The organism is Thiosulfatihalobacter marinus, from assembly GCF_016019955.1.
Lineage (GTDB): Bacteria > Pseudomonadota > Alphaproteobacteria > Rhodobacterales > Rhodobacteraceae > Shimia > Shimia marinus_A.
This window is the reverse complement of record NZ_JAECRZ010000005.1, coordinates 190,940-209,918: the sequence shown is the minus strand read 5'-3', so window position 1 is coordinate 209,918 and position 18,979 is coordinate 190,940. Positions and strand designations below refer to the sequence as shown.

The following is an 18,979-nucleotide window of genomic DNA, read 5'->3' as shown; positions in this document are numbered from 1 at the left end:
CAACATGGCGTCACCCGTGGTCCTACGGATTGATCCCGCGCCCCGCGCCCCGGATACTCTGGCCAGCGCATTTCGGAATCGGGGAGGACTCCATGACCACCAAGACCATTGTTGCCGGTGTCGGCATGATCAAATTCGCCAAGCCCGGCGCATCCGAAAGCTATGACAGGATGGGCGCCGCCGCGATCCGCGACGCGCTGACCGATGCCGGGCTGTCCTATGACCAGATCCAGCAGGCCTATGCCGGCTATGTCTATGGCGACAGCACCTCGGGACAGAAGGCGCTCTATCATGTCGGCATGACAGGCATCCCGATCGTCAATGTGAACAACAACTGCTCCACCGGCTCCACCGCGCTGTACCTGGCCCGCCAGGCCATCGAACACGGCATTGCCGACTGCGTGCTTGCGGTGGGCTTTGAACAGATGCAGCCCGGCGCGCTTGGCAGCCACTGGACCGACCGTCCCACCCCGTTTGACGATTTCGATGCCGAAACCGACGCGCTTGTCGGCAATTCCCAGGTGCCGCTGGCGCTGCGCTATTTTGGCGGCGCGGGCAAATCCCACATGGAGAAATACGGCACTGAACTGAACGATTTCGCGCGCATCCGCGCCAAGGCCAGCCGCCACGCGGCCAACAATCCGCTGGCTCTGTTCAACACCGAAGTGACCGAGGAACAGGTCATGGCCGCCCCGATGATGTGGGAAGGCGTCATGACCCGCCTGATGGCCTGCCCGCCCACCTGCGGCGGGGCCGCGGCGATCCTGTGCTCGGAAAGCTTTGCCCGCAAACACGGGCTGGACAGCACGGTGCAGATCACCGCGCAGGCCATGACCACCGATTACCCGTCGACCTTCCAGGCCCACGACATGATGCAGCTTGTCGGCTATGACATGTCCAGGGCCGCGCGCGAACAGGTTGTCGAGCAATCCGGCGTCGATATCGCGGATGTGGACGTGGTCGAACTGCACGATTGTTTCACCCATAACGAACTGATCACCTACGAGGCGCTTGGCCTTTGTCCCGAAGGCGCGGCGCAGAAATTCATCGCCGATGGCGACAACACCTATGGCGGCAAATACGTGACCAACCCGTCGGGCGGGCTGTTGTCCAAGGGCCACCCGCTTGGCGCGACCGGGCTGGCGCAATGTTACGAGCTGACCCATCAATTGCGCGGCACAGCCCAGCGGCGGCAGGTCGAAGGCGCCAGAACGGCCCTGCAACACAATCTGGGCCTTGGCGGCGCCTGCGTGGTCACGCTGTATCAGGCCGCCTGACCACATGGGCCTGTTCAATCGCAGCGCGGCAGGGCAAACCACCCCGCCCATGTCGGTCACGCTGGAGCGCGGCGCGATGACCTTCTTTGCCGAAACCATCGGCGAAACCAACCCGATCCATTTCGACATCGCCGCCGCCCGCGCCGCCGGGCATCCCGACATCATGGCCACCGCCACCTATGCGGTCGTGGTCGGCACCATGGCGGGCAAGGCATTGCTGCGCCGGGGCGATCCGGACCAACTCGCCCTGATCGGCGCGGATACGCGCTATCTGCTGCACGGCACCGAAAGCTATGCCTATCACGGGGCGATGTTTGCCGGTGACACCGTGACCGTGGAAACCGAGGTGGCCGGTTTCGCGGATGCCAAGGGCGGCAAGCTGGAAATCGCCACCCTGATCCAGCGCATCACCCATCCCGATCGCGGCCTTCTGGTCGAGGCGCGGCGCGATCTGATCCACAGGCTGGACCAGGGGGCGGCATGAGTATCACACCGCACACCGCCACCATCGGCGATACCCTCCCGCCGCTTACCTTCGGCCCGATCAGCCGCACCGCGCTGGCGCTTTACGCCGGGGCCTCGGGTGATCACAACCCGATCCATATCGACACCGATTTTGCCCGCAAGGCCGGGATGGACGACGTATTCGCCCATGGCATGTTGTCCATGGCCCAGCTGGGCCGCCTTGTCACCGACTGGGCCGGACAAGAGAACGTCACCAGCCTTTCGACCCGCTTTTCGGCGATCACCCCCGTGGGCGCGACCCTGACCTGCACGGGTGAAGTGACCGAGACCCTGACACATGACGGCGCACCTCACCTGCGTCTGCGCCTGTCGGTGACCCTTGCCGACGGCACCCAAACCCTCAAAGGCGACGCGCTGGTGCGCATCCCCCAAGGAGACTGACCATGCCCAACCACCTCTGGATGAACGAAGACCACACCGCCTTTGCAGACACTGTCGCGCGCTTCTTTGCCGAGGAAATCACCCCCAACAAGGACGCCTGGACCAAGGCTGGCGTGATCCCGAAAACGCTCTGGAAGAAAGCAGGCGAGCTTGGCATCCTGGGCGCCACCTTCCCCGAGGACCACGGCGGGCTGGGCCTGTCGCGCCATTTCGACGCCGTCACCTTTCTGGAGCAAACCAAGGCCGGGGATTCCGGCTGGGGCGTGTCGGTGCACAATATCGCCGCCCATTACATCACCGCTTTCGGCACCGAAGACCAAAAGGCCCGCTGGCTTCCCGATCTGGCCTCGGGCGACAAGATCGCCGCGATCGCCATGACCGAACCGGGCACCGGATCCGATCTTCAGGCGGTCAAGACCACCGCGATCAGGGACGGCAACGAATACCTGATCAACGGCTCCAAGACCTTCATCACCAATGGCGCCACCGCGGATCTGATCGTGCTGGTCGCCAAGACCGATCCCGGGGCCAAGGGCCGGGGCGTGTCGCTGATTATCGTGGAAACAGACGGGCTGGAAGGTTTCTCCGTCGGGCGCCGCTTGGAAAAGATGGGCATGAAGCGCAACGACACCGCCGAACTTGCCTTTGAGGATGTGCGCGTGCCGCTCACCAACCTTCTGGGCAGCGAAGAGGGGCTTGGTTTCATCCAGTTGATGAAACAGCTCCCGTGGGAACGGCTCATCCTGGGCTTCATGGCGCTGGGATCGGCACAATGCGCGCTGGATCTGACGCTGGACTACGTCAAGGAACGCAAGGCCTTTGGCCAGCGTATCATGGATTTCCAGAACACCCGCTTCAAGCTGGCCGAAGCCGCCACCAAGATCGAATTGCTTGCCGCCTTCTGTGACCAATGCCTTGCCGAACTCGAACAGGGCAGGCTGACCGCCGAAAAGGCCGCGATGGTCAAATGGTGGGGCACACAGACCCAATGCGAGGTGATCGACGAATGCCTGCAACTGTTCGGCGGCTATGGCTACATGTCCGAATACCCGATCTCGGAACTTTACACCGATGCCCGCGTGCAAAAGATCTATGGCGGCACCAACGAGATCATGAAAGAGGTGATCGCCCGCTCGCTGGATGTGGCATGAAAAACGCCCGGCACAGACGGGCAGCGCCTGCCTGCCCCTCGGCAGGCGCTTTGAACCTGTCCGGGTGCGGGCAAGTCACTTGCTACATGCTGGGCGTAACTTGATCTACTGCAACACCCAAGCGCCTACCCAGGCAGGCGCTGCCCGTCTGAGCCTCTGGAAGGAATCAAAATGAAACTCACAGGCAAAACCGCCTATGTCACCGGCGCGGGCAATGGCATCGGCCGCGCCGTCGCCCTGAAACTCGCCTCCGAAGGCGCCAACGTGGTCGTCAACGATCTCGAAGACGCGCCCGCCATGGCCGTGGTCGAGGAAATCACCGCCGCAGGCGGCCATGCCATTTCCGTGCCCGGCTCTGTCACCGAGGACGGCTTTGCCGAACGCTTCATCGGCGCAGGCATCGAGAAATGGAACGCGGTGGACATCATCGTCAACAATGCCGGCTACACATGGGACAGCATGATTGGCCACATGAGCGATGACCAGTTCGATGCCATGTTGGACGTGCATGTCAAAGCCCCGTTCCGCATCCTGCGGGCGGCCTCCGGTTTCATCAAGGGCGCTGCCAAACAAGAGGCAGAAGAGGGTCGCGAAGTCTTCCGCAAGGTGGTCAATATCTCGTCGGTCGCCGGTCTTGGCGGCAATGTCGGACAGGCCAATTATTCCTCCGCCAAAGCGGCCATTGTCGGCCTGACCAAAACCATGGCCAAGGAATGGGGGCGCTCCAAGGTCTGCGTGAACTGCGTTGCCTTCGGCTATATCGAAACCCGCCTGACCGAAGCCACCGATGAAAAGAAAACCATCACCGTGGATGGCAACGAGGTGGGCATCGGTATCCCCACCAAGGTCGCGGGCGGCTTTGCCGCCATGGTCCCGATGGGGCGCGGCGGCACCCCGGAAGAGGCGGCAGGCGGGGTCTATCTCTTCTGCATACCGGAATCGAATTATGTCTCCGGTCAGGTGCTGACTGTGGGCGGCGGCTTCACGCTCGGCTAAGGAAAACTCACATGCTCAACGGTATCCGCATCATCGAAATCGAAGGCCTCGGCCCCGGCCCCTTTGCCGCCATGACCCTGGCCGATCTGGGCGCCGACGTGATCACCATCCACCGCAAGGGCAAGGGCGGTCCCGTCACCGCCGAGGCCAGCGTGCTTGACCGGGGCAAACGCTCGATCGCGCTCGATCTCAAAGACCCGGACGACCTGCAAACCGCCCGCCGGCTGATCGCCGGCGCCGATGCCCTGATCGAAGGTTTCCGCCCCGGTGTGATGGAGCGGCTGGGCCTTGGCCCCGAACCCTGCCACGCCGACAACCCCGCGCTGGTCTATGGCCGCATGACCGGCTGGGGCCAGACCGGACCGCGTGCACAAACCGCCGGGCATGATCTCAACTACATTGCCCAATCCGGCGCGCTTTATTACGCCTCCGAACCCGGCCAGCCCCCGGTCACCCCCGCCACCCTCGTGGGCGATATCGGCGGCGGCGCGCTTTATCTCGTCGTGGGCCTTCTGGCGGGCATTCTCAACGCCCGCGCCACCGGGCGCGGCACCGTGGTGGATGCGGCCATCGTGGACGGGTCGGCCCATATGATGACCCTGCTCATGGCCATCCGCCAGGCCGGCGGCCTGTCTCCGGCACGCGGCCAAAGCCTGCTGGACGGCCCGCACTGGAGCCGCAGCTATGCCTGCGCCGATGACGGTTTCATATCCGTGCAATGCCTGGAACCGCAATTCTACGCCGAATTCCTGCGCCTGATGGGGCTGTCCGATGATCCCGACTTTCAGCACCAGATGGACAAGTCGCGCTGGCCCGAACTCACCGCGCGCCTGTCCGCGATCTTTTCCGCCGAGCCGCGAATTCACTGGGATACGCTCTTTACCGGCTCTGACGCCTGCGTCGCCGTCGTACTGTCGCCCGAAGAATCCGCCCACAGCCCGCACATGATCGAACGTCACACCTGGCAAAGCCCAGGCGGCGTGCTGCAAGCCGCCCCCGCCCCTCGGTTTGACGGAGATGTACACACCCCGCGCCCTGCACCCAATCGTGGAGAGCACAGCGCGGAAATTCTGGCGGACCTGAAAGACTAGCATTGGCCGCCCGGAATCAAGGCAAGCCCTGCTTGCCGCCGGGCATCGCCCGACCGCCCCAATGGGCGATTTGGATAGGTATCGCCAGATATCGGGACCGGCGGGATTAGGCGCCATAAAGCGGCATACTCAACCGGCACATCGCCCACCCGCGGTCATGCGATGCCCGGCCCCGTAGCGCTTTACCGCCCGCGCACCGTATCGATCATCAGCTGCACATTCTCCGGGTCCGCATCCGGGGTGATCCCGTGGCCCAGATTGAAGATATGCGGCCCCTTGCCGAACGCATCGACAATCCTGCGGGTCTCATCCACCAGCGCCTGCCCGCCCGTCACCATATGCGACGACTTCAGATTGCCCTGCACACAGCCGTCCTTCTGCACATGTGCCGCGGCCCAGACCGGCGTCACGCCGTCATCCAGCGCCACACAATCCGCGCCGGTCGCCCTGGCAAATCCCTCATAGCGTGCCCCCGCCCCGCGCGGAAAGGCGATGACCGGCACCCCCGGGTGCCGCGCCTTGAGCGCCGCAATGATCTTTCGGGCCGGTTCCAGCGCATACCGGTCGAAATCGTCGCCCTTCAGCGACCCGGCCCAGCTGTCAAACAGCTTGACCACCTCGGCCCCCGCCTCGATCTGGCGGGACAGGTATTCCACGGTCGCCTCGCTCAACAGATCGATGATCTGATCAAACAGCGCCGGATTGCTGTCCTTGAGCGCATGGGCCGGGCCCTGATCGGGCGTCCCACGCCCCGCCACCATATAGGTCGCCACCGTCCAGGGCATCCCGGCAAATCCGATCAGCGTGGTTTCTTTCGGCAATTCCCGGCTCAAAAGGCGCACCGTGTCGTAAACCGGGCTCAGCACCGCGTCGATTTCCGAAACCGGGGTCAGCCTGTCGAAATCCGCCTGCGTTTCAATCGTCGACAGGCGCGGGCCCTCGCCGGTGACAAACCACAGATCGGCGCCCAGCGCCTGGGGCAGCAGCAGGATATCGGCGAACAGGATCGCCGCATCGAACCCGTAGCGCCGGATCGGTTGCAGCGTCACCTCCGCCGCCAACTCACTGTTGTAACACAGGGACAGGAAATCCCCCGCCTGCGCCCGCGTCGCGCGGTATTCGGGCAGATAGCGCCCCGCCTGCCGCATCATCCAGATCGGCGGTGTGTCCAGCGTTTCGCCGGCCAGTGCCCGCAGAATTTTCTTGGTCTCAGTCATGCGTTCCCTCTTAGTGTCGGCCACATGCCCAGGCGTTGACATGTATCAAGGAATCACGTTCCAAAATCGGGCCTCTTGGCCCGGATGAAACGCGCCCCCTGTGGCGGGCAAACTTAACTGCTAGGTCACGCGACAGGGCCGGGATGTCAACCCTTCTGCGCTTGTCACACCTGGCCGCCGGGACTAGACCAAGATCATGACTTCGACCCTCCCCTCCCCCGACTCGCCCCTCAGGATCGGCACGCGCGGTTCTCCGCTCGCGCTGGCGCAGGCCGTAGAAACCCGCCGCCGCCTCATGACGGCCTTCGATCTGGCCGAAGACGCGTTCACCATTGTCGTGATCAAGACCACCGGCGACGATGCCGGCCTGATCGCAAAGGATCGCCCGCTCAAGGAACTGGGCGGCAAGGGCCTCTTCACCAAGGAGATCGAACAAGACCTGCTCTCGGGCGCGATCGACATCGCCGTGCACTCGATGAAGGACATGCCCGTGGATCAGCCCGCCGGGCTGCTGCTGGACACCTACCTGCCCCGCGAAGACACGCGCGACGCCTTTGTGTCGCCCAATGTCAAATCGCTGGCCGACCTGCCGCAAGGCGCGGTCGTGGGCACCTCCTCGTTGCGCCGCCGCGCCCAGCTTTTGAATTATCGCCCGGACCTGAAGGTTGTGGAATTTCGCGGCAACGTACAGACCCGCCTGAAGAAACTGGGCGATGGCGTGGCCGATTGCACCTTTCTCGCCATGGCCGGGCTGAACCGGCTGGACATGGCCCATGTCGCCGCCTCCGCCATCGACTCCACCGAAATGCTGCCCGCCGTGGCTCAGGGCGCCATCGGCATCGAACGACGCGCCGATGACGGCGCCACCGCCGCCCTGCTCGAAGCGATCCACGACACCCCCACCGGCCAGCGCCTGGCCGCCGAACGCGCCTTTCTCGCCGCGCTGGACGGCTCTTGCGAAACCCCGATCGCGGGCCTGTGCGAACTGGAGGGCACAACGCTGCACCTGCGCGGCGAAGTGCTGCGCCCCGACGGGTCCGAACGCCTGACCGACGCGCGCTCCGCGCCAATCGAGGACGGCGCCGAAATGGGCCGCGCCATGGCCGCGCATCTGCTGACACAGGCCGGCCCGGATTTCTTCGCCTGGCGCACGTGACCCTGCAAAAAGGTTAATACCCCAGATACGCACCATTCAGTTCACGATTTGGCCATTTTTGGCGACGACTCTGTGCCCGATATATGAGGAAACAGAGGACAGACTCATGAACGCTTTGGTCCGATTTGGAGCCGTGGGGGCAGAAAATTGGAACTCGCTTGTCGCCCAGCCCGCTGAAACCGGTTACGCCGTCAGCGAAACGACAGGCAAGTTCCGCCACACCTCGCGCAACGAGGCCATCTTGCGCTTTGTCGGGATCGTGATCGTGCTGGGGGCGCTGATCCAGTGGTCCTTCCCAAACGCCAGCTTTGCGGGCGATCCGATGACCACGAAGATCATGATGTCGGTGGCCAGCGCGCTGATCGGCATGGCGGTCTACAGCTTTGCCACACGCGGTCACCGCAGCGAAATCCGGTTTGACCCCAGAAAGAACGAACTGGTCGTTTCGGCCCTCAACCGCCAGGACCGCCACAAGGCCGTGCGCCGCGTTCCGCTGTCCCAGGTCAAAAGCATTTACGTGCGTCGCACCGATATGCCCCATGGCATGGCCGCGCTGCGCATCCGTTTTTTCAACAACCCCAACGAACTGACGGCGATCCGCGGCACCGATACCGAGATCGAGATGCTGCACGGGCTGCTGTGCCGTGACATCCGCATGGCCCGCAAACAAAGCTGAACCAGCACAGCCATGTCAAAAGCGAATGGCGGGGACATCCCCGCCATTTTTTCTGCGCCATGCGGTCAGGGCGGTGGCGTTCAGCCCGGCCCGATCGTGTAACAGGTGATCTTGCGCGCTTGCAGGCGGCGACAGGCCATAGCCGCGGTATCCTCGGTCAGCCCCATGAAATTGGCCTCGTAGCCGCGCGAGTTCTTCACCACCTTGCGCAGGCTGCCATCCAGCGTCGTCATCTCCGCCAGCGCCGTCTTCAACAGCATCTTTTCCGCCGCGTATCGGCTGGGATAGCGGCCCACATTGATCCCCCATTGACGCCCGCCCGACGTGGACAGCCGCGTCACCACCGTTGGCTGGGGCGGTGCGACCGGTTCGGGGCTGATGATCTCCGCCCCGACGGTCTGTTGCGCCTCCAGCAACGCCGACTGAATATCGTGTTCGATCACCTTGGCCGCGGCAACAACCACAGGCGGGCTTTCCGGCGCGGTGGTGTCTGGCCGCAAGCGCGGCCGCAACGACCGCTTTACCGCCGTCGCCACACGAACAGTCTTGCCCTTGCGGGCCTGTGTACCATTGTAATCGGGCGGTGACGGTTTGCGCGTTGCCACCCGGGTCGGCGCCCGGCGAAAGCCCAGGTCCAGCAGTTCGGCAACCTTGGCATTGCGCGATGCCGAGGAACGCCCGCCGAAAACCGTGGCGATGATCCGCTCGTTGCCCCGCTCCGCCGAAGCCACAAGGTTGAACCCCGCGGCGCGGGTATATCCGGTCTTGATCCCGTCCGCGCCATTATAGGCGTCCAGCAGCCGGCGGTTGGTGTTGTTGACCGACTTGATCCCGGCGCTTGTCGAACGGCGCGAGAACAGATTGTAATACTGCGGGTAGTCGTACAACAGATGCCGGCCCAGCGTGGTCATGTCCCGCGCCGTCGACAAATGCCCGCCCTCGGTCAGCCCGTTGGCGTTCTTGAACGTCGTGTTGGTCATGCCCATCGCCTTGGCGGTGCGGTTCATCCGGCGGGCAAAGGCCGCCTCTGACCCTTCCAGCGCCTCGGCGATGGCCGTGGCCGCATCGTTGGCCGATTTCACCGCCGCCGCGCGAATCAGATAGCGCAGCGCAATCCGCTGCCCCGCCACCAGCCCCAGCTTCGAGGGTGGCTCCGCGGCCGCTTTCTTGGAGATACGCACCTTGGTATCCAGCGAAATCTCGCCATTCTTGACCGCTTCAAAGGCGATATACAGCGTCATCATCTTGGTCAGCGACGCCGGGTGCAGCCGGGTGTCGGCATTGCGCGAATGCAGCACCTCGCCGGATCGCGCATCCACCACCATCGCGGCATAGGGTGCCGCGGACACGATGACGGGCACGCCGAGCGCGAGCCACAGGAACGTAATCATGAATAGCCCGATGCGGGCCGGCCTTGTGCGCGGCGCCTTCACTGAACTGCCCTTTATCTGCCTCTTGCCGCCGGTTTTCCGGTCGGACATCTTTGTTTGAAATGAGGCTATCACAAGGCCGGTTTCGATTAAAGTGTTTGTTCAGGCTGATTTGCCCGACTTTCCGAAAGTGAAATCGCACATCTTGGGGGACGTGGTGCGCGCACCCCAACTGGTGCGTTCGCGCGCCTCCGCGCTGACTTGGCGTCAACCGATCCCGCGCACCAGTTCCGGCAAATCCGCCAACGACGGCAGCGCGACAAAGCGGCTGGTATCCGCAGGCGGATCGGCCTGTTCCAGCGCCCAGGCCGGGCCCTGGGGCACATGCACGCCCCACCCCCCCGCGGCAATCGCGGGCACCACATCCGAGCGCATCGAATCGCCCACCATCATGGCGCGCGCCGGGCCATCGCCATGACGTGCAAAGACACGGGCATATGTCTCGGGTGTCTTGTGGGACACGATCTCGACCCAGTCGAACATCTCACCCAGCCCCGATTGCGCCAGCTTGCGCTCCTGGTCCAGCAGATCGCCCTTGGTGATCAGAACCAGGCGATGGTCCGGCGCCAGCATCCCGATCACCTCGCGCGCATGGGGCAAAAGCTCGATCGGATGGCGCAGCATCTCGCGCCCGGCCGCCATCAGTTCACCGATCACGGCGGCGGGCACACGTTCCTCTGTCACTTCGATCGCGGTCTCGATCATCGACAGAACGAAGCCCTTGATGCCGAACCCGTAATGCCCGACATTGCGCCGCTCCGCCTCCAGCAGCCGCGCTTCCAGCTGCGCGGGCGGCGCGTAATCGGCCAGCAAAGCGGCGAATCGCTCCTGCGTCAGGCGAAAGAACCGCTCGTTGTGCCAAAGCGTATCATCCGCATCAAAGCCGATTGTGGTAAGATTTGCCGTCATGTGTCCATTCGCCCGGTGCACAGCCCCTTTTCCTGCGCCCTTGTCAGGCTATATAAACACTGAACGCAAAACAGCCAAAAAGCGGATGACCACCAGCATGACCCTGCACCCCCTGCGCATGTCCAACACGCCCGACGGCGATGACGGCGATGCCGGAGTCGCCCTGCAAACCCGCACCCGAACCAAGCGCCCGCCGCTCTACAAGGTGCTGCTGCTGAACGACGATTACACGCCGATGGAATTCGTCGTGCACATTCTCGAACGGTTCTTCGGCATGACCCATGCCGAAGCGTTTGAAATCATGCTGACCGTGCACAAGAAGGGCCTCGCGGTGGTCGGGGTGTTCAGCCACGAAATTGCCGAAACCAAGGTGACACAGGTGATGGATTTCGCCCGCCGTCACCAGCACCCGCTGCAATGCACCATGGAAAAGGAGTGATCCGGCCCCCCGCCGGAACGCCAGCAACATGTCCCATTCCCGACTGACCCTCGCCATCGAGGACCACGGCCTGTCCGTGCCTGCCGAAGGCCGCATCGCCGTGTTTGCCCCGCCCGCGGGCTACGATCTGGGCGCCCTGCCCCATGGCCGCGTGGACGTGATCCAGCACATGAAACCCGATCACGACGCGTTTGCCCGCGCCGGCTATCACACCCGCCTGACCGAAGACGGCCCCTATGCGCTGGCCGTCGTCGTCCTGCCCCGTGCCAAGGCGCAGGCGCGCGAGCTTGTAGCCCGCGCCGGGGCGGTGGCCGACATCGTGGTGGTCGATGGCCAGAAGACCGACGGCATCGACAGCCTGCTCAAGGCGTGCAAACCGCTGGGCGAAATCGGCCTGACCCTGTCCAAGGCGCATGGCAGGCTGTTCACGGTCAGCGGCGATTTCTCGGCCTGGCTGCCGCACGGCGACACCACGCTCGACGGCGGCTTCGTTACCCGCCCCGGCGTGTTCTCCGCCGACGGGATCGATCCGGCCTCGGCCGCGCTGGCCGCCGCCCTGCCGTCCAAGCTTGGCCCGGTCGTGGCCGATCTGGGCGCTGGCTGGGGGTTCCTGTCGCGCGCCGTCCTGGAACGCGAGCGCGTCAAGGCGGTGCATCTGGTCGACTCCGATCATGTCGCGCTGACCTGCGCACGCGCCAATATCCGCGATCCACGCGCCACCTTTCACTGGGAAGACGCCACCGCCTGGGCACCGCCATTCAAGGCCGATACCGTGGTGATGAACCCGCCCTTTCATACCGGACGCAGGGCCGAACCGGCGCTTGGCGTGGCCTTTATCGACACTGCCGCGCGCATCCTCACACCCGGCGGTCATCTCTGGATGGTCGCCAATCGCCACCTGCCCTACGAAGCCGCGCTTCAGGACCGCTTTGCCAAGGTCGACGAGGTGGCGGGCGACAACCGCTTCAAGGTGCTCTGCGCCGCGCGTCCCGCTCGCGCAAAGCGCGCAAAGCGCGTAACGTGACACGAATCGTGACAGCGTGATGGGGATCGCAAATGTCTTATTCTATCGCCGGTAAAACCGCCATTATCACCGGATCGGCCAATGGCATCGGGCTGGCACTGGGGCGGCACTTTGCCGATCACGGCGCCAATGTGATGTTCGCCGACATGGACGAAAAACGCCTGATCGAAGAACTGGGCGACAAGAACGAAGAAGGCAATATCCGCTACTTCGCCGGGGATCTGCGCGAAAAGCTGACCATCAACAATCTGATCTCGGCCACGATCGACGCATTCGATCAGGTCGATATCCTGATCAACGGCTGTCGCCAGGTGATGCCCACCGATGCGCTTGACCCCGATGACGGCTCTGTAGAGCAAATGTTGCAACAGAACCTGATGACGGCGCTGCGCCTCAGCCAGATCGCCGCCAGGCGCATGATCAAACAGGCCGAAGGCCAGACCGAGGGTCAGGTTGGCTCGATCGTCAATCTCAGCTCCATCGCCGCCCGGCGCACCCATCCCGATCTGCTGGCCTATTCGGTCTCCACCGCCGCGCTTGATCAGATGACCCGCTCTCTGGCCGTGGCGCTGGCGCCGCACCGGATCCGGGTCAACGCGGTCTCCTTCGGCTCGGTCATGTCCGCCAGCCTTCAGGACACGCTCAAGGAAAGGCGCGAATACCGCAGCGAGATCGAACACCACACCCCGCTGGGCCGCATCGCCGCCCCCGGTGAACTGGCCGACGCGGTTCAGTTCCTGGCCTCCGAGGGTTCCGGCTTCATGACCGGGCAGATCCTCACGCTGGACGGCGGGCGCACCCTGCTTGATCCGGTCACGGCCCCCGCGCATTAACCGACCCACAGGAGCATTCATGACAGACCAGATGGACAGCCGGAAGGCCCGCGCCAGCGCGTGGTTCCGCGATCTGCGCGACCAGATCGTCACCGCCTTCGAGGCGCTCGAGGACAGCCATGCAACCGGCCCCTTCGCCGATCAGGCGCCGGGCCGCTTCGAGGTCAGCCAAACCACCCGCGCCAGCGCCGACGGCACGGATGCCGGGGGCGGGCTGATGTCGGTCCTGCGTGGTGGGCGCGTCTTTGAAAAGGTCGGGGTCAATATCTCGACCGTCTATGGCGAACTGGGCGACCGCGCTCAGGCCGCCATGGCCGCGCGCAAGGGCCTGCCGGGCATGAAGGGCGATCCCCGCTTCTGGGCCTCGGGCATCTCTCTGGTGGCGCATATGCAGAACCCGCATTGCCCCGCCGTGCACATGAATACCCGCATGTTCTGGACCCCCCATGCCTGGTGGTTCGGCGGCGGATCGGATCTGAACCCCTGCCTCGAATATGACGAGGACACCGCCCATTTCCACGCCGTGCAAAAAGATCACTGCGACCGGCACGACCCCGCGCATTACCCGCGCTTCAAGGCCTGGGCCGACGATTATTTTTATGTCCCGCACCGCAACCGCGCGCGCGGCGTGGGCGGCATCTTCCTTGACGATCACAACACCGGCGACTGGGAAGCGGATTTCGCCTTTATCCAGGACGTGGGCCGCGCCTTCCTGCCCGCCTACCTGCCGCTGGTGGAAAAACGCCGTACCGCCGATTTCGGTGCGCCCGAAAAAGACGCCCAGCTGGTGCATCGCGGCCTCTATGCCGAATATAATCTGGTCTATGACCGGGGCACCAAATTCGGCCTGGAAACCGGGCACGATGCCAATGCCGTGCTGATGAGCCTGCCCCCCATGGCCAAGTGGGTCTGAGCCAAGTGGATCTGGGCCAAGCGGATTTGGGCCGGTCAAGGCCATTCAGGCAAGCCGCGCGCCTTGCACCGCGATGCCCGCCCCCCGGCGCGTGATCACGTTTTGGGCTTGTCGTCATACTGCCCCGACAGGATGCGCCGGGCATCCCCCTCGGGGTCGTCATACTGGTTGGTCTTCACCGTATAGACAAAGGCCAACAGGCCCACGCCGCCCAGCAGCAGGGAAATCGGGATCAGATAAGCCAGGATCTGCATGGTGGTCTCTACCTCAGGCGCAGCGCGTTCAGCGATACGGTAATGGAACTCAGCGACATGGCCAAGGCCGCGATCAGCGGCGTGGCCAGACCGGCCACCGCCAGCGGCACGGCCACGATATTATACACTGTCGCGATACGGAAATTCTCGCGGATACGTTTCGTGGCCGACCGCGCCGTGCTCAGGGCCTCTGCAATCGGCTCCAGGTCGCCCCCCAGCAGCACGATATCCGAAGCCACCCGCGCCGCATCCAGCGCCGAGGCCGGCGAAATCGACACATGCGCCGAGGCCAGTGCCGCCGTGTCGTTCAGCCCGTCGCCCACCATCAGCACATGTCGCCCCTCATCGGCCAGCGCCTGCACCTTCGCGGCCTTGTCCTCGGGCAGCGCCTCGGCCACCCAATGCGTGATCCCCAGCCGGCCGGCCAGCGCCTCGACAGCACCCGCCGTATCGCCTGACATCAACAGCACGTCCTTGCCATCCGCCTTCAGCGCCGCCACCGCCGCCTCTGCGCCGGGACGCAGCGAATCCGCGAACCGGAACGCCCGTGGCGCACCCTCGCCCAGCGACAGGAACGCCGCCGTCTGCGCCAGCGGCGCCGCGCCCACCCAGCTTGCCCGGCCCAGCCGCACCAGCGCGCCATCCAGACGCCCCTGCGTGCCATATCCCGGAACTTCCTCGATCCCGCTCAGCGCCGCCGGGCGCACGCCCGCGCCTTGCGCCGCCGCGCTCAACGCCTGGCTCAGCGGGTGCGACGACCCCTGCGCCAGCGCCAGCGCCACGCTCAGCTCTTCGGGCGAAAAATCCTCCAGATTGATCAGGTCCGGCGTGCCCGCCGTCAGGGTGCCGGTCTTGTCGAACACCACCACATCCACCTGCGCCAGCCGCTCCAGCGCCGTCGCGTGCTTGATCAACATGCCCTTGCGGAACAATCGCCCCGAGGCCGCCGTCGTCACCGCCGGCACCGCAAGGCCCAGCGCGCAGGGGCAGGTGATGATCAGCACCGCCGCCGCGATATTCAGCGCCGTGCGCATGTCCCAGGTATAAAGATACCAGCCCACAAAGCTCAGCGCCGACAGGATATGCACGCCGGGCGCATACAGCCTGGCCGCCTTGTCCGCCAGCGAGGTATAATTCGACCGGCCCGATTCCGCGATTGCCACCAGATCGGCCATGCGATGCAGGCTGGTTTCCTCGCCCACCGCCGTCGCCCGCACCACCAGCGGCCCGGTCAGGTTCACTTCGCCCGCGCTCACGCCCAGCCCCGGCCCGGCGAAAACGGGCACCGTTTCCCCGGTCAGCAGCGACCGGTCCAGCTCGGATTGCCCCTCGACGATCTCCCCGTCCACCGGCATCCGCCCGCCCGGGCGCACCAGCACCAGATCGCCCGCCACCAGCGCGCTGACCTGCACGGTTTCCTCCGCACCGTCGCGCAACCGCACCGCGCGCGGCACTTCCAGCGCCGCCAGCTCCTCGGCCGCCGAACGCGCCACCGCGCGCGTGCGATAATCCAGATAGCGCCCCGCCAGCAAAAAGAACACCAGCGCCAGCGCCGCGTCGAAATAAGCGTATTCCCCGCTCAGCGAGGTTTCCCACAGCGATGTCGCCAGCGCCAGCACGATGGCCAGCACGATCGGGACATCCATATTCAGCCGGCGGTGCTTCAGCGCGCCCCAGGCGCTTACGAAGAACGGGCGCCCAGAAAACACGATCGTCGGCAACGCGATCGCCGCCGAGATCCAGTGAAACATGTCGCGCGTCGCCGCCTCGGCCCCGGACCAGACCGAGATCGACAACAGCATCACGTTCATCGTCGCGAACCCCGCCACCGCCAGCCGCATCAACAGGTCACGCCCCGCCTTGTCGGTCTGCGTCGCGCTCAGCGTGCCCGCGTCCAGCTCGTGCGCCTCATAGCCGATCCCCTCCAGCACCCCGACCAGCGCGTCGGCCTCCACCTCCGGCGCGGCCTCCACCGTGGCCCGTTTCAGCGTCAGGTTCACCCGCGCGGACCTGACGCCGGGGTGGCGCGTCAGCGCATCTTCCACCGTGGTGATGCACAATGCGCAATGCACGCCGGGCACCGACAGGGCCAGCTGCGCCTCCTTCTGCGCGGCGCGTTCGGCCAGCGCCTCGGCCGCCGGGGCTGCGTCACAGGCCGGACAGGCCGAGATCGTCGGACGCATCGCCGCCGTCATGGTTCAGCCCTTTTTCACCAGCAACATGATGCGGCGCGTGAAATCCGTGCCGTCGCTGGCCGTGGCGCTCACCCGGACGCTCCAGTTGCCCGGCTCCAGCGCCACCGGCGCAACATAGGCCGTGCCGTCAAATGCAAACGCCGGCTCCACGTCGTCGCGCTCGTGGGTCGGACGCCCCACCACCGCATACAGCCGCGTCACCTCGACCGGGGCGCCATTCGCGTCCCGGATCGACAGGATCACCTGCCCGTCCCCGGCGCTGGCCGACACATTCCAGCCCAGCGCATCCTGCGAATCGCGGCGCAGGTCGAACTGTTGGCTGGCGGTATAGGAATTCTTTACTTCCAGCCCCGGAAACGTGCTGATCGCATTCCAGGCCAGCGCCAGGTTGACGGCGATGATCACGCCAAATCCGCCAACAAATACCATCAGCGCGTGGCGCCCTGTGAACTCGCGTTCGGCCATCAGTTGTTCCTTCCGTTGAAGACCGTGTTCTTGTAAACGCGATCCCCGTTGCTGATATCTTCCACCCAGATACGAATATCGGTCCGGGCGCTCTCCGCCGGGGCGGATCCCTTGGGCGCGATCACGTAAACCCGCTGCAATCTGATCTGGTCCGCCGGCACGTTGACGGTTTCATAGGGCGTACCCTCCAGCTCGATCCGCAGCACCGGATCGCCACGCGCGGTCACACGGAAGGGGCGCACTTCGCCCTGCTTGTTGCGCAGCCGCACCTCGTATGTATTGCGGATCGATCCGTCCGCCAATGTCACATATGTCGGGTTGCGCACCGGCGCCACCGTCACGTCGATATCCGAGCGCATGAACAGCGCCACCACCAGAAACACGCCCACCAGCGACCAAAGCCCGGTATAAAGCAGCGTACGCGGGCGCAGGAAATGGTGCTTCCAGATGCTGCGCGGCGCGTTGCCCGCCGTCTCGTGCGCCTCGTCTCCGACCGCCAGATAGTCGACCAGGCCTCGCGGCTTGCCCACCTTCTCCATCATCTCGTCACAGGCGTCGATGCACAGCGCGCAGGTGATGCACTCCATCTGCTGCCCGTCGCGAATATCGATCCCCACCGGACACACGTTCACGCAGGCCATGCAATCGATGCAATCGCCCAGTTCGCTGTCGGCGGTGCGCTTGCCCTTGCCGCGCGGCTCGCCCCGCCAGTGGCGATAGCCCACGGTCAGGGTCTCTTCATCCATCATCGCGGCCTGAATCCGCGGCCAGGGACAGGCATAGATACAGATCTGTTCGCGCGCGATGGCGCCGAAAAACACTGTGGTAAAGGTCAGAACCGCGATCGTCGTATAGGCGATCGAATGCGCGGTCCCGTTCAACAGATCCTGCAACAGCGCCGGCGCGTCGGTGAAATAGAACACCCATGCCCCGCCGGTGGCGAGACCGATGAACAGCCAAACGATCATCTTGGTCAGGCGCAGCCGCAGCTTGCGCAAATCCCATTTCTTCTGGCGATGCAGGCGCAGACGCGCGTTTCGGTCGCCCTCGATCCATCGTTCGACAAGGATGAACAGGTCCGTCCACACCGTCTGCGGACAGGCATAGCCGCACCACACCCGCCCCAGCGCCGAAGTAAACAGGAACAGCCCCAGCCCCGCCATGATCAGCAACCCGGCCACGAAATAGAATTCATGCGGCCATATCTCGATCATGAAAAAGAAAAACCGGCGATTGGCCAGATCCACCAGCACCGCCTGATCCGGCAGGCTTGGCCCGCGATCCCAGCGTATCCAGGGCGTCAGGTAATAGATGCCCAGCGTGATCGCCATGATGTACCATTTCAGGTTGCGGAACTTGCCTTTCACACGTTTGGGAAAAACCGGCTCGCGCGCCGCGTACAGGGATGGCTCGGGATTGCTGCTCACGGAATCGCTCTCGTCCTGGGGAATGGGTAGGGGTCTTGTCTCAATCTTATCTCTTCGGGACTTTGACCTGTATCAAATTAAGCATCTCCGATATAGGTTTCTTGTCGCACCCCGCCTGCCCTGCATCGCCATTCCAGGCCAAATCGCCGCCGTGACCGGTGCGCGCGGACTGGAACGGCCCACAAATTACCTTTCGTCAGTGTCGCAAGACTCCCGATACGACAAACAGGGGAAAACGTCAGCAAGGGCGCGGAAAATGAAAAAGGTACCGGCCTTCCCAGGAAACGCGCGAACAGGACGGGAAGACCGATACCTATGACCCCATCTGCACCAGCAACAGGGGTTTCTCTCAGAACCCCGGGGGCAACCCCGGTTTGGCTCCGTTGGCGTTGATACTGCGCCGATTCATCCGGGTTTCCCTTGATCTCTGTCAAGTCTGACCGGAAAAACCGCGATTTTCGCCTTATTATTAAAGGCATATCGCGCACATCTTTTGCCCCGTGCGCCAATCGTTGCCCCCCTGGCCCTGCCATCGCGCGATTGCCGCAAAGCGACCGGGCCGGCCCCCGCGCGTTCAAAATCCCTGCTTTCTTGCTGTTCCCGCGCCAGTGGCGCAGGAT

19 protein-coding genes are annotated in these 18,979 nt (G+C 64.3%); 12 read left to right on the top strand and 7 right to left on the bottom strand.

Translation table 11 applies throughout. The annotated features are described in order from the left end of the window. The first annotated feature begins 92 nt into the window (after positions 1-92). The 6 genes from I3253_RS10070 (at position 93) to I3253_RS10045 (ending at position 5,421) form a co-directional block, all read left to right on the top strand. Complete coding sequence (locus tag I3253_RS10070) at positions 93-1,277, top strand: lipid-transfer protein (RefSeq protein WP_197917524.1); 1,185 nt, start codon at positions 93-95, stop codon at positions 1,275-1,277. 4 nt (positions 1,278-1,281) lie between these two features. Next, on the top strand, positions 1,282-1,761 hold the full coding sequence (locus I3253_RS10065; RefSeq protein WP_197917523.1) for an FAS1-like dehydratase domain-containing protein: 480 nt from the start codon (positions 1,282-1,284) through the stop codon (positions 1,759-1,761). After that, complete coding sequence (locus I3253_RS10060) at positions 1,758-2,183, top strand: MaoC family dehydratase (protein ID WP_197917522.1); 426 nt, start codon at positions 1,758-1,760, stop codon at positions 2,181-2,183. Before I3253_RS10065 ends, I3253_RS10060 begins: the two co-directional genes overlap by 4 nt. Before the next feature lie 2 nt (positions 2,184-2,185). Then, complete coding sequence (locus I3253_RS10055; protein ID WP_197917521.1) at positions 2,186-3,334, top strand: acyl-CoA dehydrogenase family protein; 1,149 nt, start codon at positions 2,186-2,188, stop codon at positions 3,332-3,334. A 171-nt stretch (positions 3,335-3,505) separates the two neighbouring features. Then, positions 3,506-4,330 carry an SDR family NAD(P)-dependent oxidoreductase gene (locus I3253_RS10050; protein WP_197917520.1) on the top strand — a complete coding sequence of 275 codons (825 nt, stop codon included), beginning with the start codon at positions 3,506-3,508 and terminating at the stop codon, positions 4,328-4,330. Positions 4,331-4,341: 11 nt separating this feature from the next. Next, the gene (locus tag I3253_RS10045) at positions 4,342-5,421 is read left to right on the top strand and encodes a CaiB/BaiF CoA transferase family protein (RefSeq protein WP_197917519.1); all 1,080 of its coding nucleotides are present in this window, start codon (positions 4,342-4,344) and stop codon (positions 5,419-5,421) included. A gap of 182 nt (positions 5,422-5,603) precedes the next feature. Here I3253_RS10045 and hemE read toward each other — a convergent pair whose 3' ends face one another. Then, the gene (hemE, locus tag I3253_RS10040; RefSeq protein ID WP_197917518.1) at positions 5,604-6,638 is read right to left on the bottom strand and encodes a uroporphyrinogen decarboxylase; all 1,035 of its coding nucleotides are present in this window, start codon (positions 6,636-6,638) and stop codon (positions 5,604-5,606) included. A 196-nt stretch (positions 6,639-6,834) separates the two neighbouring features. Here hemE and hemC point away from each other — a divergent pair, with 196 nt between their 5' ends. Next, entirely contained in the window at positions 6,835-7,794 is a 960-nt protein-coding gene (gene hemC / locus I3253_RS10035; protein ID WP_197917517.1) for a hydroxymethylbilane synthase, read from the top strand. A gap of 106 nt (positions 7,795-7,900) precedes the next feature. Next, complete coding sequence (locus I3253_RS10030) at positions 7,901-8,470, top strand: hypothetical protein (RefSeq protein WP_197917516.1); 570 nt, start codon at positions 7,901-7,903, stop codon at positions 8,468-8,470. Positions 8,471-8,550: 80 nt separating this feature from the next. Here I3253_RS10030 and I3253_RS10025 read toward each other — a convergent pair whose 3' ends face one another. Continuing rightward, positions 8,551-9,861: a D-alanyl-D-alanine carboxypeptidase family protein gene (locus tag I3253_RS10025; protein WP_232237113.1), complete on the bottom strand. Its 1,311-nt coding sequence runs from the start codon at positions 9,859-9,861 to the stop codon at positions 8,551-8,553. A gap of 246 nt (positions 9,862-10,107) precedes the next feature. Further along, complete coding sequence (locus I3253_RS10020; RefSeq protein ID WP_197917514.1) at positions 10,108-10,809, bottom strand: HAD family hydrolase; 702 nt, start codon at positions 10,807-10,809, stop codon at positions 10,108-10,110. 97 nt (positions 10,810-10,906) lie between these two features. Here I3253_RS10020 and clpS point away from each other — a divergent pair, with 97 nt between their 5' ends. Genes clpS through hemF form a run of 4 tightly spaced genes read left to right on the top strand, consistent with a single transcriptional unit; the run spans position 10,907 to position 14,018 of the window. Continuing rightward, positions 10,907-11,248 carry an ATP-dependent Clp protease adapter ClpS gene (gene clpS / locus I3253_RS10015; RefSeq protein WP_197917513.1) on the top strand — a complete coding sequence of 114 codons (342 nt, stop codon included), beginning with the start codon at positions 10,907-10,909 and terminating at the stop codon, positions 11,246-11,248. 28 nt (positions 11,249-11,276) lie between these two features. Continuing rightward, entirely contained in the window at positions 11,277-12,272 is a 996-nt protein-coding gene (locus tag I3253_RS10010) for a class I SAM-dependent methyltransferase (RefSeq protein WP_197917512.1), read from the top strand. Between the two features lie 32 nt (positions 12,273-12,304). After that, positions 12,305-13,105, top strand: a complete 801-nt coding sequence (locus I3253_RS10005) for an SDR family NAD(P)-dependent oxidoreductase (protein WP_197917511.1) — start codon at positions 12,305-12,307, stop codon at positions 13,103-13,105. 19 nt (positions 13,106-13,124) lie between these two features. Then, positions 13,125-14,018 (top strand): oxygen-dependent coproporphyrinogen oxidase, encoded by an 894-nt coding sequence (hemF, locus tag I3253_RS10000; protein ID WP_197917510.1) that lies wholly within the window; start codon positions 13,125-13,127, stop codon positions 14,016-14,018. Positions 14,019-14,113: 95 nt separating this feature from the next. Here the strand turns inward: hemF and ccoS are convergent, their stop codons facing one another. The 4 genes from ccoS to ccoG are packed head-to-tail and all read right to left on the bottom strand — an operon-like array spanning position 14,114 to position 18,359. Further along, a complete protein-coding gene (gene ccoS / locus I3253_RS09995) occupies positions 14,114-14,272 on the bottom strand; it encodes a cbb3-type cytochrome oxidase assembly protein CcoS (RefSeq protein ID WP_197917509.1) in 159 nt (52 codons plus the stop codon). 8 nt (positions 14,273-14,280) lie between these two features. Continuing rightward, complete coding sequence (locus I3253_RS09990) at positions 14,281-16,467, bottom strand: heavy metal translocating P-type ATPase (protein WP_197917508.1); 2,187 nt, start codon at positions 16,465-16,467, stop codon at positions 14,281-14,283. Positions 16,468-16,470: 3 nt separating this feature from the next. Continuing rightward, positions 16,471-16,932: a FixH family protein gene (locus I3253_RS09985; protein WP_197917507.1), complete on the bottom strand. Its 462-nt coding sequence runs from the start codon at positions 16,930-16,932 to the stop codon at positions 16,471-16,473. Next, positions 16,932-18,359, bottom strand: coding sequence for a cytochrome c oxidase accessory protein CcoG (ccoG, locus tag I3253_RS09980; RefSeq protein ID WP_332255710.1), 1,428 nt, complete (start codon positions 18,357-18,359; stop codon positions 16,932-16,934). Before ccoG ends, I3253_RS09985 begins: the two co-directional genes overlap by 1 nt. Positions 18,360-18,979 lie beyond the last annotated feature (620 nt).